Here is a 15,868-nt window from a genome sequence, read left to right on the forward strand (position 1 = left end):
ATCTTATATTACTTCTAGGATGACTAATTAAGTACGTCAATATATTTAGAATCTATGAAAAAACAATTTATTTGGTAGTAATGCGGGATACCGTAAATAAAAAATTTAGAGTAAAAGTATGTTTGTCGCATAGTCGGAACATACCGAAAAACGACTTTAACCAGAAGTAGGCTATTTCTAAATTTTATTTTCATGAAAAGAATTTTATTCACTTTTCTTATTGCCACATTATTTTTAACCAGTTGTGCGACACATACAGGCGTACCTAAAAACTACATTCAAAACTCTACCGAAGTTGTTCTTACACAGAATAATTTTAAAGTGATTGAAATAGTAAAAGGAGAAGCAGAAGCTTCTTATTTTCTAGGTTTTGGAGGTTTAGGAAGAAACGGACTTGTTGCCGAAGCCAAAGCAGATATGTTATCTACTGCAAACCTAGAAGGAAATTCACGTACTATAATTAACGAGGTTGTGGAGGTAAAAACATCTGGAATTTTCCTATTTACTAAATACAAGGTTATAGTTTCTGGTCAAGTAATTGAATTTACTGAATAATACAGACTACCCAATTCATTTATAAAAGCACCCAATCAATGGGTGCTTTTTTATTTCCTTTTTATTCTACACAAATATGTGTATCAATCATGTAGCCTGAAATAGGTTTAAGGGTTTTACCTGTCTCTGGATGCAGCCCTAAACCTGTAAAGTACTCTAACTGTTTATCACCATTCTTTCCATACCAGACTAGAACGCTACCATCTGGATGAAAGAAATCAGTGAGGCAGGTTACTTTTATTTTCCTGAATGATAAAATGCGATCTTCTTTATATAATTTTAATTGTTTTATGTCATATTTCTTGGCGTCAAAATCTACTTCAGTATAGCGGTCTTCTTTCCAGACCATCCATCGCTGTCTGGTCGTATAATTATATAGCCAGAATAAAAGAATACACATTACACCTATCAAAACGTAAAATCTATAGTTTCTTAAAATAGACTTTTTAGGCAATTTCTCTACAGCCGATTTTACTACAGTAGATTCTATTATAATAGGTCCATCCACTTCTAGTGTATCATTTCTATTTACAAAATCCTGATAATTTTCATATCCTAAATAATGACATAAACCTGTAATAACATCCACTTGTTTGATTCTTATATCTCCAGCGTCGTGCTCTAGTTTTTGTGCTGCACTTCTATAATCTCTCAGGCTACGTTCACCTAAATTAAAGTCCATCTTTTCGTCTAAATAGCTAGATATTTCTGTCGCTTTTTCAGTAATAGAAGGCTTAATTATGCCTTTATTTTTGATTTCTTGTTCCGCTTTCGCGAAAGCGTGCATTATTAAAATTTTATTCATACTACTGATTAACAGATTATTAAATCAAGGAAAGTTATTGGAAAAAGATTTCCTGAATATTTCCAAACAGTTTCCCACGCTCTTCCTATGGGACAGAAACAATAGACTTTTATTTGTCCCAGAATTAATGACCGCCTTACTCGCAATAGGGCTTGCGATAATCAATTCTATCATGGAGTTGCCAGGTAATTGAGATGACCATTTGGGAAGTAATTATCTCTTTTACTCGTGCCAGTTCCTACTTCCCTAAGAAGAACAAACTCTTCTAAATAAAGCAAGTGTTGCTATAAAAAATATTCTGAGAAAATCTCGGACAGCCACACCTATGCCCAATTTTAAACACTCCAAATATGAAAAAATTATTATTAATAGTCCTTACGGTATCCCTCAATCTGGCATTATTTTCTTGTACTCCAGATAAAATTATAGAAGAAACTACAGAGGTACAAGCCTGTTGTGATGACGAAGGAACTATAGAGTTACCACCGCCACCACCACCAGCAGATGAGTCTGAAGATTAATCGCTAGTTGTAAAATTTGTTATTACATTAGAGGAATGAAACTAACCTTTACTTCATTCCTCTTTTTATTTTTCACCTATCTCATAACAAACTCGTTACATGCACAAAGTACAGATTCTACACAATACTATGTGAGACTAATTAAGAATCCTAAACAGAGTAACGATCTTGCTAGGGCTTATAAATATTTTTCTAAACAAAAAATTAAACATTATAAGGCTGGATTATTTCTAAAAGAAATATACGACAATCAAAATCTTGCTGAAATTCAAAAAGAACTAGGTTTAATCTATGAGAGTGAACGGTTAAATGTAGAAACCTTAAGATTGATAGATCGATTAGAAAAAAAGACGCCCTGGACGGACCATTGTTATTTAAAAACTATTAATGAGTTAGGAATACTCTATAGAGAAAAGAAGGATTATACAGAGGCTTTATCTTTTTATGACGAGGCATTAAATAAGGTTAAACTACCTAAAAATATTTCTACTCTTTTAAATAATAAAGGACGCACTTATGAATCTCTAGAACAACTGGAAAAGGCAAAAGGTTTTTATGAAAAGGCTTATGATATAGCCATAGAGGTTAATGATTCTAGCAAAATAGCAAGATCACTAAGTAATCTAAGTTATGTAAAATCAAAATTAAATATTCCTGGTGCCGAAGAGGGATTACTAGAGGCACTTAACATAAGGCGTAAAGGGAAAAACAGTAACGCATTAGGTTCTAGTTATACGCATTTAACTAAATATTATTTGAGTAAAAAAGATACCTTGAATATGTCCAAATATTCAGATCTTTTTTTAAACATGGCTTATAAAAATGGAGCTATACGACAGCTAGAAAGTGCTTTACGTTTAAAAATACAAATAGGAGACTCTAATAATGCAAAAGAATATTTGCGTTTAAGCGATAGCCTAATTACCATAAACAAGACAAAACTCAACAATTTTAATCACTACGTTTATCAATACAATAAGAAAGAGAAAGATCTACAAGACAGTAAATTAAAAAATGAGAGATTGATCTATCTCTTGTTATTTATAGCATTAGGAGCTGTTTCTATCTATTTTATCTTAAAGTATAAACACAGGAAGGAAAAATTCCAAGAAATATATAATACAGAAACACGCATCTCGAGAAAAATCCATGATGAAGTTGCAAATGATGTTTACCATGTAATGACCCAATTACAAGATTCTCCAGAAACTAACAAAACTTTACTAGACCATTTAGAAGATATTTATAAGCGTACTAGAGATATTTCTAGAGAGAATAGCTCTATAGATCTTAATATTAACTTTAAAGATTTAATAAGCGATCTTTTATTAAGTTATAAGACTGAGAGGATTAATGTCCTATCCATGGGAATACAACAAATTAACTGGCAACACTTAAATAATTTACAAAAGTCTACTATTTATAGGGTATTACAAGAATTACTGACCAATACAAATAAACATAGTCAGGCCTCTATTATTGTGATAAACTTCAGCTATACTGGTAAATCTATTGTTATTAATTATAAGGATAATGGTATAGGAACAGAATTAATTAAAGGAAATGGATTGCAGAATACGGAAAACCGTATTCATTCCATAAATGGATCTATTACTTTTGAATCTGAAACAGAAAAAGGGTTCAAAGCAATAATAACTATTTAGAATATGTTTAAGAAAGTATTAATTTCAGATGACTTTGGTAGTATCAATAAAGGTGTCCTGACAGTTTTAAATCAGGCAGGTATTAACAATGTAAAACAAGTGCAATACTGTGACGATGCTTATCTAGAAATAAAAAGTGCTATCAAGAATAATGTTCCTTATGATTTATTTATAACAGATCTTAATTTTAAAACAGACCATCGTGCTCAAAAATACGGCTCTGGAGAGGCTATTACAGAGCAATTAAGAAAAGAATACCCTACTCTGAAGATGATTACTTACTCTGTTGAAGACCGATTACAAAAGGTACGTCACCTTATCAATAATATAGAAGTTAATGCATTTGTATGTAAGGGTAGAAATGGATTGCTAGATTTATCAAAAGCTATCGATAGTGTTTATAAAAACGAGCTTTTCTTATCTGATCAGGTTAAGCAAGCATTACATTCTAGAAACGAACTAGAAATAGTGGACTATGATATTCACCTGCTTACACAACTATCTCTAGGGCATTCTAAAGACGCTATAAGTAATTATTTTAAGGAGAATGGCATAGCTCCTAATAGTCTAAGCTCAATAGAAAAAAGACAAGGTAAATTACTTATTCAATTTAGAGCTAGCAATGCTATACACTTGATAAGTATTGTTAAAGATCTAGGTTTGATATAATATCACACCTAGTGTCTTTCTAAAATAAATTAGAAATGATTAAAACGAAATCAATTCAATGAAGTCGTACTAAGTATTTAAATTAAAGATAATTTATTTTTAATCAGGAATATTACTTACAAAGTGTTTAAAATAAACTTGATAGTAGAGTTTTTTCTGATAGGACTTACTACCAGAAGATCGTTTTTTCTTAATTTTTTCTACACCTATGTAAGTTGCTATGGCAATAGCAAATAGTATAGCAATAATTAAAATTAAATACGTATCCATATAAAAGTAAACTGGCAGATCTAAAAAACTCTAAAGTTGTAGATCTTTATAGTTTGCAAATTAAAACCCTAGTCTTTAAAACATTAATCCTGTAGGTATAAGTTTACCGTTATTCGTTAAGTCGCCAGGAATATAGGATTATAAACAGAAGAACGAGATTTTTTTTGAAAAGATTCTCTTCCAGCCTGCACAGATATCAAAACCCTATATAATCTAAAATACTGTTTGGACGTTATTATTTAGCTCTTATTTAATGAGGCCTCTTAATGTAGTTTAAAGAAAAATAAGAATTTAAATGACTAAATGAGGGATACCGTAAAAATATATCAAATCGTACCTTTATGTTTGTACCGTTAGATTAATCAGAAGATTAATTTATATTAAGGGGAAGTTAAAGCACATACTTTTAAAGTATGTGCTTTTTTATTTTGAGAAAGATTGTTTCTTATAATAAACCACCAAATAAAACGTGACATGCTACAAAAGCAATAACAGATAGGATAATACCTATTAAAAACACATGAAAAGAATGTCTTAATAATTTGAATTTATGATTCATGGTTTTACCTAAATGAAAAGTATCTTTTGCAATAGTTTTATATAACTCATCACCTTCATTCATTAAAGAAGTGATTTCATTTACATAATCATCTTCTTCCATATTTTGAAAATTACCATAGAACATCAAATTTCTAGACTTTTCATTTCCATGAACTAATTCTGGACGCGTTGCAAAAATTGCAAAGGTTATAGAAGCAAGATTAGTAAGTAACATCATAATCACAGGATAAATAAGGTGAGGATCATTTTTAAGCTGTCCCATTACCGTACCTAGAATTAATGATAAAATCAAAGCATTAATAGAAATCAAGATGTTAGATTTTTTATCTATCATCGAGTTTAACGTGTATTGATTTTTAGAAAGTAGTCTAAATAAAGTCTCTACACCACGCTCAGATCTAGGTTCTAATTTAGCTAGTTTTTTCTTGAGCGCTTTTAACTTCTCCTTATCCACATTTAATTCGGTCATTAAATATTTCTCTTCTTCTTTTCTTATCTGTTTATCACTCATGAGATGTTGTTATCTATCTTATGTATTAAGATGCTAAAAATACCTGAATAGCTTCTTTGAAAAATGTAGTCGCCTGACTAGCAGTCTCACCTGCAGCAGGTAAAATGGCACCTTTAAATCCTTCTTTACTCCATTTTCCTCTAGATAAATCAGCATAATTTGCTGTTTCCATCTGTCCGTTATTATTATAACCACTAATATAGAAATAATGAACTGGGCTTACCGTATCAGGTATAGCTAGACCAAAACCTATGGATATATCACTATCTGGAAACTTAGTATAAATACCAGAATCAAAATGATGTGGCCACACTCTTATACTCGTATTCAGATTAAAATCTGCGTTTATTTGCTCTAGGCTTAATTGAATTTGTGTTCTTAAGTTTTTTAAATCTACTAATTCTTTAGGATCTTCTAACTTAAATGTGAATGAGCTATCTATTTTATAAGGTAAATCATAATGTAGGTTATAAGAATACGTTTTATTTAATGCCTTTCGAGCAGTCTCTGTAATCCATTTTAAAACATCTTCATGTGTAGACCCATCGAGATTATAAACGATAGAGCTCGATTTTGATTTCCATTCTAGTGAGAAATCTACGTAATTTAAAAACAATTGGTCTCCATGGTCTGATAAAAGATGTGTTTCTAAACTACCTCTTTCTATATCAAAACCTAGATTAGTATGACTATCATCTGCTTTTTTTTCTAAGAAACTTATTCCTGCAGCTGCTAGATATTGAGCAGCTAGATGCATTTGCTTTTTCATTATTTTATTTTTTAAATTCCAGCGTAATTAATACCTGTTAATAAGTGCATATCTCTATCAAATGTAGATAGGTCTTCTTGATTAAACTTTGTTATATCATCATATCCACACGCTCTCGCTACTACTTTAATAAGGTTATTTGTTGCGTCAAAGTAGTTGTGCAATTGCTTTGCAGAACTGTCTATAATTAAACGACTACGCAAAGATTCTTTTTGAGTTGCAATACCTACTGGACAGTTATTACTACCACAAGCACGCATTCCTAAACAACCTATAGCTTGTAATGCCGAGTTAGATACCGCAATAGCATCTGCTCCCAACATTAGTGCTTTAGAAAAGTCTTCGGCAACCCTTAATCCACCAGTAATAACTAAGGTTACATCTGTAGCACCTACTTTATCTAAATATTTACGCGCTCTAGCAAGTGCTGGAATAGTAGGTACATTGATATGATCTCTTAAAATAGTAGGAGCAGATCCTGTTCCACCTCCACGACCATCGAGTATAATGTAATCTACACCTACATCTAGAGCAAACTGAATGTCCTTCTCAATATGGCTGGCTGCGATCTTAAATCCTATTGGGATTCCACCTGTGCGTTCTCTTACCGCTTTCGCGAAAGCTTTAAAATCATCTACCCCATGGAAAGTAGGAAAAGTTGCAGGAGATATAGCCGTCTCTCCTTCTTTAAGTCCTCTTACTTCAGCTATTTCTTTACTTACTTTACTACCAGGTAAATGTCCACCTGTTCCTGTTTTTGCACCTTGACCTCCTTTAAAATGGAACGCCTGTACATTATCTAATTTATCCCAAGAGAATCCAAATTGAGCTGAAGCTAGTTCATAAAAGTATTTTGAATTGCTAGCTTGTTCTTCTGGTAACATACCTCCTTCTCCAGAGCATATTCCTGTACCAGCGAGTTGGGCTCCCTTAGACAAAGCAATTTTTGCCTCACGAGATAAGGCTCCAAAACTCATATCACTTACAAATAGAGGAATGTCAAGAACTAGAGGCTTTTTTGCATTAGGGCCTATTACTACTTCAGTTGCTACAGCATCTTCATCTAGTAAAGGTCTGGTAGCTAGTTGTGCCGGTAAAAATTGGATATCATTCCATTTAGGCAGTGTGTTTCTATCCACACCCATGGAGGCAGAAAAACCATGATGCCCTATATTCTTTAATCCATTTTGAGCCAATTCTTTTATATAACCTGTATAAGGTTCTGTTTCTTCTGGGTGCGTGTCTGCATAAGCACCTAGATAACTATCTCTATTAAAAGGTTGTGGATTATTAACTAGATAAGCGTCTATTTCAAACTCATCTACCATTAAATCATCACCTTCTATCTTAGTAGAAAATTTATGTAAAACTTCTTTGTTATTATACTCTGACACACCAGAATCCACTCTATAATCCCAACCGTGTACACCACAAATAAGATTATGACCGTCTACATGACCGTCTGACATTAATGCACCTCTATGTAAACATCTACCGTATAAAACAGAGATATCATCATCAAACATGACTATTACTAGATCCAATCCATTAACTAATGCATGAACAGGTTGTTTATTTATTAATTGACTTATTTGCGCTATAACTTTTGCTTTTTTCATAAGTATCTATTGTATCGATTAAAGATTAATTTTAAAATGCAAACCCTAATACAAAGGAAATTTGCCCACCGTCTGAACTACCGTAATATCCTAAGTTTGCTGTAAATGTGTCCAGTCCACTTATCCAGAAAGATCCTCCTACACTGTTGTGCCATTTATCTGAAGTATCGTTTTCTTCCCAAACACGTCCATAATCAAACCCACCGGTAACCCCATATTTGAATGGTAATACACTTGTTTTAAATTTACCAAGTTCTAATCTTACATCTGTATTATGGTAAGCGGCATATTTACCGATAAATCTTTCTTTTCTAAATCCTCTTAGACTAGCTCCTCCACCTATTTGTGCAGCATGATACAATTCAAAGTTATCTCCTAAAATAGCATCACCTCCTATTTTTGAAGCTAATACTAACGTTGCACTTCTATTAAGTCTATGGTCTATTGCAAGGTGTGGTTTTAAATAACCGAATTTATTATCAGAACCTGCACCACTATCTACATTTGCTTTATATCCTGCTGTAAGACCTACATCTAGTCCCATAGTAGGAAAAGCTGCGTCATCCTTATTTTTATAAGAATAATTAACCTCAGCACCTACATATGTTTGCTCGTCAAAAAGTGTAGAATTTGCTGGCAAGATATTGATAAATCTATCTGCTACATTTTCTACTTCAAAAGTTTCTATTAATGGTTTAAAGTAGAAGGAACCACCGTCTCTACCTTTCCAAATTAAAGAAATAGCAGCACTCCACTCTCTTATACTCACACGGTTAAAATCTATCTCCACAGCATCTTTATCATATGTAGACTCGTTTCCAAAACCAAAGAAGTTCTGTGCAAAATTAGGGCTGGTATATTTTCCTTCTACTCCAAAGTTCCAATTATGAAAGATATTAGAGAACTCTCCTTTATAACCGATATCATATCCAGAATTACCTGTATAGTAAGAAGCACTTAAGCTATGCTTAGTAGTAAATGGATTGCGTTGTAAACCATAGGTAGTAAAGTTATCTACAAAACCTATTTGAAGTCCATCATCTGCATTTACTCCTATCACTGGTATTATTTGATTGATACTATACTTTCTTTTTTTGTAATCGTAGTTATTGATTTCATAATCATCAACTAACCATTTTTTTGATTTCTTGTTTACAATTGTATTGTTTTTACCTGCGTAGTCATAAATTTTAACCTTCTTAGTATTGTCAAAGTTATAGGTGTCATTTTTCTTACCTCCCATGATTTTAATTTTGATCAAATCTTTTCCTTCACCAGTGACATTAAAAGTGTCTTTACCGTCTAAACCGTATAACCAGATTTCCTTAGTCTCTTCTTTATTAAAGGTTCTATTAAAAACACCTATGTCTTTTCTATGAACACTTAAGGTCGTCTCTCCATTAGGCAGTCGTACAATCTCAAAAACATCAGCTTTATTAGTTCCAGTAACTACCTGATGTCTATTCACATAACTGTAATACTCTTGTGCTATCTTAACTATATTACCACGTCTACCTTTTAATTTTCTTTTAATATCTTCTATAGTTTGCCCTTTTATTTCTTCTGGTAAGTTTTTAAAAGCCTCTTCTATAATCTCGTCTGTCATCCCATTTTGTAAAGATTTTGCTTCTCTTTCCCAATCTTGCCAGTTCGACTGATTAATAAATGTCATATCTAATGGGTAAGGTTCAAAACTAAACCATTTAGGACTAGGCAACTCTTCATCAAATGATTGCATCATACGTATACTAGGAATCGCAAAACGTAAAAAGCTTAACATACTACCATCAAAGACAGAAAAAGCTTGATCTCTATCTCTAGGTATAGGTTTACACAATTCTGTACCATCTTCATTTTTGTATAAAGCCCAACGCCATTGATCTTCATGTCTATCCCAATCACCTATAAGCATATCAAATAAACGTGCTCTGATGTAAGAAGGCTCATCTACTACTTCTTTTCCTGTCTTGTGAATTTCTTGTAATACGTCTGAAGTACTTAATATTTTATCTGGCTTACCAAAACTAGCTAGATCTACATGACCAGATTCTACTCGCTCTTCAATTAGGTATAATTCATCTCCATACTCGTCGTTATAAACTCCTAATTTTTCTTGTTTAGGAATGTAAAATAATTCTGGATTTGTATGAAAAACATCAACCGCATCTGCCAGAGTACCAATAGTCGTAGGTGTATAAGGATGTGCCGTTGTATAGAAATCATGTAGGAAACCGTCTGCATAACTGCCCTCAAGGTCTTCTTCTACATATTTATCTTTAAAAGCAGTAGACTGCAAGAATTTTATAGCACTTTTACGTAGAGCACGCATTACATATTGCTTGCCATCTTTAGTTTCTAATCTTAATGATTTTGATTGATGTCCACCACCACGCCTTACTGGTGTCAAGCCTCCATATAAAGTATCTATAAATGCTACTTTAGCATCTACTGGCTTACTGTAAAACTCTCTATAGTGTTCTCCCCAAACGGCTTTATAAAACTTACTTTTTTCTGTTTCTTCTTCAGAATATACCGTAGATGTATATGTTTTACCAAAGCTGCTTTCTTCTTTAAAGTCTGTAAACAATTCATCTTCAACTGGTCGTATAACCTCTATAGTACGAGGCGATTCTACACCTTGAAAAGAGACATTAACAGCTCCATCTTTCAATAAGTCTATACGCACATATCCATTCTCCCTAGATGCATAATCATCTTCAGTTACAGGAGATGCTTTTGTCGTTTTGCCAGCTGCTCCACTAATTATTTGTGGTAAACCGAATTTATTTATGTACTGTAAATTTGCATCGTGACCAGACACAAAAAAGATATTATCTGTCTGTCTAGCTAGAGTTATAATACGGTTTCTGAATTTTCTATTTTGTTTGTTTTGAAAATCATTTAATGAAGTACCTCCTACTCTAGCTAAAAAACCGTCATTAGTATTAGAAAATATAGGATGATGTGATGCCACCATTATCGTTTTTCCCTGAGCTTTTTTAATAATGCTTTCAAATTCTAAGAAAAACTGAGTCTTGTTTTTAATATCACAATCTTCATTCAAATAAATATGATCATTCCAATCTTCTAAAAACCATTGAGAATCGATCGTTATTAAAACAACATCTTCAGTAAGGTCTTTATCTTTGATAGGACAACCATCATTAGGATAAAACTTTGCTTCACTATTTTTTTGAATATATTTTTCTAAGTCTCTAACACCTCTATGTCCATAAGTTGCCCATTCATTATTTCCCGGAGCAAAGTAAACATCTCCATTAAACTCTGATACTTCTTTTAATTGAGCGTCTATAAAAGGATTTTCATTCTTTGAATAACCTTTTTCATGCACTGCATTACCCAGCAGTAACATTTTTGATTTCTTTAGTGTGCTAGCTTCTTTATTTATTTGTTTAATAATGGTAAGATCGCTTGCTGAGCTTGTATTTGCGGTAACAAAAACAGATGTCTCTACTTTTTGTCCCAACGCCGCATATCCTGCTAATAAAGCTAGACCGCATACTATGCTTTTAAGTAATTTAAGGGGTTTCATACTTTTTGAGATTTTCACATGTCAAGTGAACAGTTATTAAATTTATTATATAATTAAAAGCCTCCAGAAGCTTTTTTTAAATTGTTGATCGTCGATATATGTTTTGAATTATAATCTATCAATTCATCTTTTCTCATATTACTCATAACATTACTAACAGTTTGCCTAGACGTATTAGTAAGGTTTGATATATCCTTATGCGATAATAGATTTTTTGCCGTGAACGTACCGTCACTGTTCTCTTCTCCAAATTCTCTTACATAGTAAAAAACGAACTCCTTAATTCTAGTAGAACTGTCTTTATATAAAAGATCGCTTAAACGCGTTTCTAATTTTTTAATACGTAGACCTTGAATCTTTATTAATCCATTCTTGAGAGATGAATGTTTTTCTATTAATTCTTCCATTTTATCAGAAACAATAAAACATATAATAGATTCTTCTAAAGCATAAGCAACTTCTTTAATAGTCTTACCTTCTTCAAACAATGATAACTCACCAAAGATATTACCACGTTTTACTATACACTTTACATTACCAGAAGAACCATCTACTATTTTAACGGTGCCTTTTTTGAGAAAAAAAACACAGTTCTTATTTAACTTGTCAAATTCTATACGAGCTCCTTTCTCTATATTTTCCATTTCAGGAATCTCACTCAATTGCATCATCGAAGCCTTACTTAATTTACTAAATAAATTAAAACCTTCTAAAAACCAATACTTTGTAAACCTATTCAAATTTGGATATTTTATGTTAAAAAATAAAAATAAACTATTTATTAATGAATAAGATGGAGTATATAGCGCATTCTTACTTCACACGACATGTTGATTGATTTATAGTAGTAATATTTACGAAAAACGCAATTAATTTAATAAAAACAGAAAGATTTGTAAAATATAACAGTCTCTTTTAAAAAATAAAAAATAATTTCAAAAGAGACTGTTTAAATAATGTATGTATTTTAAATTAAAGCTTAGTCACCTTAAGGTAACTACTATCAGAGAGTAATCCTCCTACAGCAACTCCGCTTGTTATAACAAAGTCTATTTCTTCAGAGGCATCAGTAATTGTAACTATCGCAGACTGTGTGTTCACTCCAGTAACTATTACACCTAAACCTAGTCCTAATGATATGGTATTTGCCGATCCAGCTATAGAAGTAGGGCATACTATACCATCAACACGTACATCCCAGCCTAATAGTAAATTAGGACTTGTACTTAGCTTTGATTCTATCTCATAATTTCCTGGCGGTAAATGCAATTTATCACCTACAAAATAAGCTCCTAAAATATTATTAAATTTTAAATCTGGAAAATTAAAAACCGTACCAGTTAATCCGATAGACCCTCCAGATTTACCACAAAGCATAGTACTGTTCTCTACCATAACTTTAGACCAACTGGATAAAGAACTGTTCCAAAAGTAAAACCCAGGAGAGTTACTATCTTCTGTAGTCGTTAAATAAACTAGCATACCGTCTTGATCACTTGTGGGGTTCACCAGTGGAAAAGCATCGATACGAGGCACAAGTATACCATCTGTATTTTCTGGTGCTGCAGGATTTGCTACTCCTATATCTAGAGTTGCTTTAGGAATTTCTGTATTGATTCCTACTTGTGCATTACAAAATAAAGTTACAATGAATAAAATTGAGAATAGCGTTATAGTTTTCATAATAGTTGAATTGGTTTTATGACAAAAAAGATATTTATGGCAGGTATTTACACTAATTAGATAAAACACTTATTAATACGTCTAAATACACAATATCGGTACAATTTTAAATAAACAAGTTTTAATGAACAAGAATAAACACTAAATACCAACTATAATTAACTAGTGTTAAAATAAAAATCCGACGAGAAGTAATCGTTCGATAAATGGATACATATTCCATGTATTACAAACCGAAGTTCAAATCGTTTGCAAGAGGAATTGAAGAATAAATTAAATATGAAAAATTTACTATAATTTTAGAACAAGAGAAGTCAAGAACTAATTACATCTCTCGTAATAAGGCTTGTAATAAATGCTCTGTATCATACGGCTTTACTATAATAGAATTAACACCATGTCGGTATACTTCTTTTTCTGGGTCAACAAAATTAGTTGCTGTAAGAGCTATTATAGGCGTCTCTACGTCAAATTCTCTTATTCTACGAGTAGCCTCTATACCATTCATAACAGGCATATTTATATCCATTAGGATAAAATCAAATGATTCCTTCTCTACCATATCCACTGCCTCCTTACCATTACTAGCAGTACGATGCATCATGTCATGTTGCTCTAAGACCTTTTGAGTAACTAGCTGATTGATCTTATTATCATCTACTATTAACACCTTTTTACCTTCTAATGATTTAACATCTATAGATGGAGCTTCTTTATTAATAGCCTCTAGGCATCCCTCTTTAATGTCTAACGTAAAAGAGAACGTAGTACCTTTATTATAAATGCTATTCATTTTTAAAGAACTCCCTAATATGCTCAATATTTTATTTACGATAGGCAGTCCTAAACCAGTACCTGCTACATCTTCATCATAAGAGTCTTTTACTTGTGTAAACTCTTCAAAAATCCCTTTTTGATGATCTGGGTGTATCCCTTTACCAGAATCTTTAACTTCAAAGTACAGTTTTAAATTATTTCCTTTGTGCTCTTTTTTAATCACCGTTAAGGATATAAAACCATCTTCAGTAAATTTACTAGCATTACTCATCAAGTTCATAAGTACTTGAGATATTTTAATCTTATCTCCGTATAAAGCTACTGGTACTCCTGGATCTAATGACTTAGTAACTATATTATTATGTTTTTCATTTAAGAAAGTAAACGTTTGTATAATATTCTTTAATAAAATAGATAGATTAAAATGAACCTCTGTTAATCTATGTCCTTCTTTAGAAGAAAACTTGTTGATATGAAGCACATCATTAACCAAAGCAAGTAAATAGTCTGCTGAAAATTTTAAAGATTTAAATTCACTTTTAAAATCTGCTAGCCTAGGATCTTTTAAAAAAGTGGCAGACAGACCTACAATACCATAAAGTGGGGTACGTAATTCATGACTAATAGTAGATAAAAATCTTGTATTACTGTTAGCTAGCTCTTCTGACTTTTCCTTAGCTTCTAAATACTGTTTGTTTTTGAGAATTAAACCCTTTACTAATCTATCTCTTTTATTTTTTGCTTTTAAAAGTAAAATCGCAACTAATAATAATAATGCTGCAACTACTATGAAAAATAATAATAACATTTTACCTACAGATGCTTTTTGAGTCACTAACTGATTTTCTAATTGAGACTCTCTTAAATCTTGTACCACATTATCTAGATGTAGTTCTACACGCGCTATTTGTTGTTGTTTAACTGTTTCTTTTTCATTTCTCAAATCTTTTAAAGAATCATAAACCTTATGCACTTCGTTCAACTTCTTGTAGTCTTTAATAGCCTCATAACCTGCCATTAAGTGTTTGTAGTTTCCGAATTTATAATTCTCATCAATATATTTTTGATACTTAAGAGATTCTAGTGTAAGATCAATGGACTCTTGTGGTTTATTTTCTAGTAAAGCTAGACCAGCTTTAATATAAGTGGTCGTAGCTATGAATGTTTTACGACGACCATCCATTTCTTTTAAATAGATTTGATCTTCTATCTTACTTAGAAAATGTTTAGTAAGTTCTACGTTCTCTAGACCTACATATAACTCTGCTAGATTATGATTTATAATAAAGTTGAGCTCAACAGATTTATTACCTTTATAATTATAATCAAGTCCTTTTCTAAAGTAAGCGGCAGCTTTTACTCTATCTTCTGTAAAATAAGTATTACCCAAATTCACATACATAGTTACTATACCTAGTGTATCGTTTTTCTTTTTTGCCAGTTCAAGTGCTTGAGAAAAAAATACATCTGCTCTTTCTAGATCGTCTAATCTTACAAAAGAATTACCTAATAAATTACGTAGTTTTAATTCTGTTTCATAAGAATCTATTTCTTTTGCATTTCTTATTAATTCTGGTGTCTCTTGAAGTATTTTTTCATAAACCCCATCATTAAAATAAGTCAACATTATTTTAGTAATAGAATCTAATTCTTTCTGATTAAAGTTGGAGGTTTGTTCATGTACTTGAGCGTATGCATCCAAGTCATCAGAGTATTGAGCAGTAGAATTGCTTACTTTAAATAGAACTAAGAAAAATGTTACAAAATAAAGGACTTTCGTCATTTTTTGATTTATAAATTAAATATTAACACCTACCCACCTAAGCTACTATTAATAAAATTATTAATTAATAATTAGGTAAAATAAAAATAAAAAAACTACATACAAAAAACACAACCTTCTGTTTATCA

At 31.8% G+C, this 15,868-nt stretch carries 13 protein-coding genes; 4 read left to right on the forward strand and 9 right to left on the reverse strand.

The features are described 5' to 3' along the window. The first annotated feature begins 192 nt into the window (after positions 1-192). The gene (locus ACJJVJ_RS04625; RefSeq protein WP_405369326.1) at positions 193-555 is read left to right on the forward strand and encodes a DUF6567 family protein; all 363 of its coding nucleotides are present in this window, start codon (positions 193-195) and stop codon (positions 553-555) included. 61 nt (positions 556-616) lie between these two features. On the opposite strand, the gene ACJJVJ_RS04630 is transcribed toward ACJJVJ_RS04625, so the two are convergent. Further along, positions 617-1,360, reverse strand: a complete 744-nt coding sequence (locus ACJJVJ_RS04630; protein ID WP_405369327.1) for a hypothetical protein — start codon at positions 1,358-1,360, stop codon at positions 617-619. Between the two features lie 350 nt (positions 1,361-1,710). Here ACJJVJ_RS04630 and ACJJVJ_RS04635 point away from each other — a divergent pair, with 350 nt between their 5' ends. Genes ACJJVJ_RS04635 through ACJJVJ_RS04645 form a run of 3 tightly spaced genes read left to right on the forward strand, consistent with a single transcriptional unit; the run spans position 1,711 to position 4,214 of the window. Continuing rightward, positions 1,711-1,881: a hypothetical protein gene (locus ACJJVJ_RS04635; RefSeq protein WP_170034558.1), complete on the forward strand. Its 171-nt coding sequence runs from the start codon at positions 1,711-1,713 to the stop codon at positions 1,879-1,881. Positions 1,882-1,916: 35 nt separating this feature from the next. Then, positions 1,917-3,545: a tetratricopeptide repeat-containing sensor histidine kinase gene (locus ACJJVJ_RS04640; RefSeq protein WP_104515234.1), complete on the forward strand. Its 1,629-nt coding sequence runs from the start codon at positions 1,917-1,919 to the stop codon at positions 3,543-3,545. Positions 3,546-3,548: 3 nt separating this feature from the next. Beyond that, on the forward strand, positions 3,549-4,214 hold the full coding sequence (locus tag ACJJVJ_RS04645) for a response regulator transcription factor (protein WP_104515235.1): 666 nt from the start codon (positions 3,549-3,551) through the stop codon (positions 4,212-4,214). Between the two features lie 99 nt (positions 4,215-4,313). Here ACJJVJ_RS04645 and ACJJVJ_RS04650 read toward each other — a convergent pair whose 3' ends face one another. From ACJJVJ_RS04650 to ACJJVJ_RS04685, 8 genes are all read right to left on the reverse strand, one after another. Continuing rightward, positions 4,314-4,484, reverse strand: a complete 171-nt coding sequence (locus ACJJVJ_RS04650) for a hypothetical protein (protein WP_170034560.1) — start codon at positions 4,482-4,484, stop codon at positions 4,314-4,316. 445 nt (positions 4,485-4,929) lie between these two features. Beyond that, positions 4,930-5,556 carry a Pycsar system effector family protein gene (locus ACJJVJ_RS04655; protein WP_405369328.1) on the reverse strand — a complete coding sequence of 209 codons (627 nt, stop codon included), beginning with the start codon at positions 5,554-5,556 and terminating at the stop codon, positions 4,930-4,932. Positions 5,557-5,581: 25 nt separating this feature from the next. Next, positions 5,582-6,325, reverse strand: a complete 744-nt coding sequence (locus tag ACJJVJ_RS04660; protein ID WP_405369329.1) for a hypothetical protein — start codon at positions 6,323-6,325, stop codon at positions 5,582-5,584. Between the two features lie 11 nt (positions 6,326-6,336). Beyond that, a complete protein-coding gene (locus tag ACJJVJ_RS04665; protein ID WP_405369330.1) occupies positions 6,337-7,944 on the reverse strand; it encodes a glutamate synthase-related protein in 1,608 nt (535 codons plus the stop codon). Positions 7,945-7,975: 31 nt separating this feature from the next. Next, complete coding sequence (locus tag ACJJVJ_RS04670) at positions 7,976-11,497, reverse strand: metallophosphatase (RefSeq protein ID WP_405369331.1); 3,522 nt, start codon at positions 11,495-11,497, stop codon at positions 7,976-7,978. Positions 11,498-11,550: 53 nt separating this feature from the next. Further along, positions 11,551-12,237: a Crp/Fnr family transcriptional regulator gene (locus ACJJVJ_RS04675; protein WP_405369332.1), complete on the reverse strand. Its 687-nt coding sequence runs from the start codon at positions 12,235-12,237 to the stop codon at positions 11,551-11,553. A gap of 232 nt (positions 12,238-12,469) precedes the next feature. After that, complete coding sequence (locus tag ACJJVJ_RS04680; protein WP_405369333.1) at positions 12,470-13,180, reverse strand: hypothetical protein; 711 nt, start codon at positions 13,178-13,180, stop codon at positions 12,470-12,472. Between the two features lie 325 nt (positions 13,181-13,505). Further along, entirely contained in the window at positions 13,506-15,740 is a 2,235-nt protein-coding gene (locus ACJJVJ_RS04685) for a response regulator (protein WP_405369334.1), read from the reverse strand. Positions 15,741-15,868: the final 128 nt, after the last annotated feature.

It is taken from the genome of Nonlabens sp. Asnod2-A12, assembly GCF_045063745.1.
Classification (GTDB): domain Bacteria; phylum Bacteroidota; class Bacteroidia; order Flavobacteriales; family Flavobacteriaceae; genus Nonlabens; species Nonlabens xylanidelens.

Excerpts from the sequence above, each read along its gene's own strand:
- ACJJVJ_RS04625 (WP_405369326.1), top strand. The coding sequence starts at position 193 with ATGAAAAGAATTTTATTCACTTTTCTTATTGCCACATTATTTTTAACC.
- ACJJVJ_RS04680 (WP_405369333.1), bottom strand. The coding sequence starts at position 13,180 with ATGAAAACTATAACGCTATTCTCAATTTTATTCATTGTAACTTTATTT.
- ACJJVJ_RS04665 (WP_405369330.1), bottom strand. The coding sequence starts at position 7,944 with ATGAAAAAAGCAAAAGTTATAGCGCAAATAAGTCAATTAATAAATAAA.
- ACJJVJ_RS04645 (WP_104515235.1), top strand. The coding sequence starts at position 3,549 with ATGTTTAAGAAAGTATTAATTTCAGATGACTTTGGTAGTATCAATAAA.
- ACJJVJ_RS04660 (WP_405369329.1), bottom strand. The coding sequence starts at position 6,325 with ATGAAAAAGCAAATGCATCTAGCTGCTCAATATCTAGCAGCTGCAGGA.
- ACJJVJ_RS04650 (WP_170034560.1), bottom strand. The coding sequence starts at position 4,484 with ATGGATACGTATTTAATTTTAATTATTGCTATACTATTTGCTATTGCC.
- ACJJVJ_RS04655 (WP_405369328.1), bottom strand. The coding sequence starts at position 5,556 with ATGAGTGATAAACAGATAAGAAAAGAAGAAGAGAAATATTTAATGACC.
- ACJJVJ_RS04640 (WP_104515234.1), top strand. The coding sequence starts at position 1,917 with ATGAAACTAACCTTTACTTCATTCCTCTTTTTATTTTTCACCTATCTC.
- ACJJVJ_RS04630 (WP_405369327.1), bottom strand. The coding sequence starts at position 1,360 with ATGAATAAAATTTTAATAATGCACGCTTTCGCGAAAGCGGAACAAGAA.
- ACJJVJ_RS04685 (WP_405369334.1), bottom strand. The coding sequence starts at position 15,740 with ATGACGAAAGTCCTTTATTTTGTAACATTTTTCTTAGTTCTATTTAAA.
- ACJJVJ_RS04635 (WP_170034558.1), top strand. The coding sequence starts at position 1,711 with ATGAAAAAATTATTATTAATAGTCCTTACGGTATCCCTCAATCTGGCA.
- ACJJVJ_RS04670 (WP_405369331.1), bottom strand. The coding sequence starts at position 11,497 with ATGAAACCCCTTAAATTACTTAAAAGCATAGTATGCGGTCTAGCTTTA.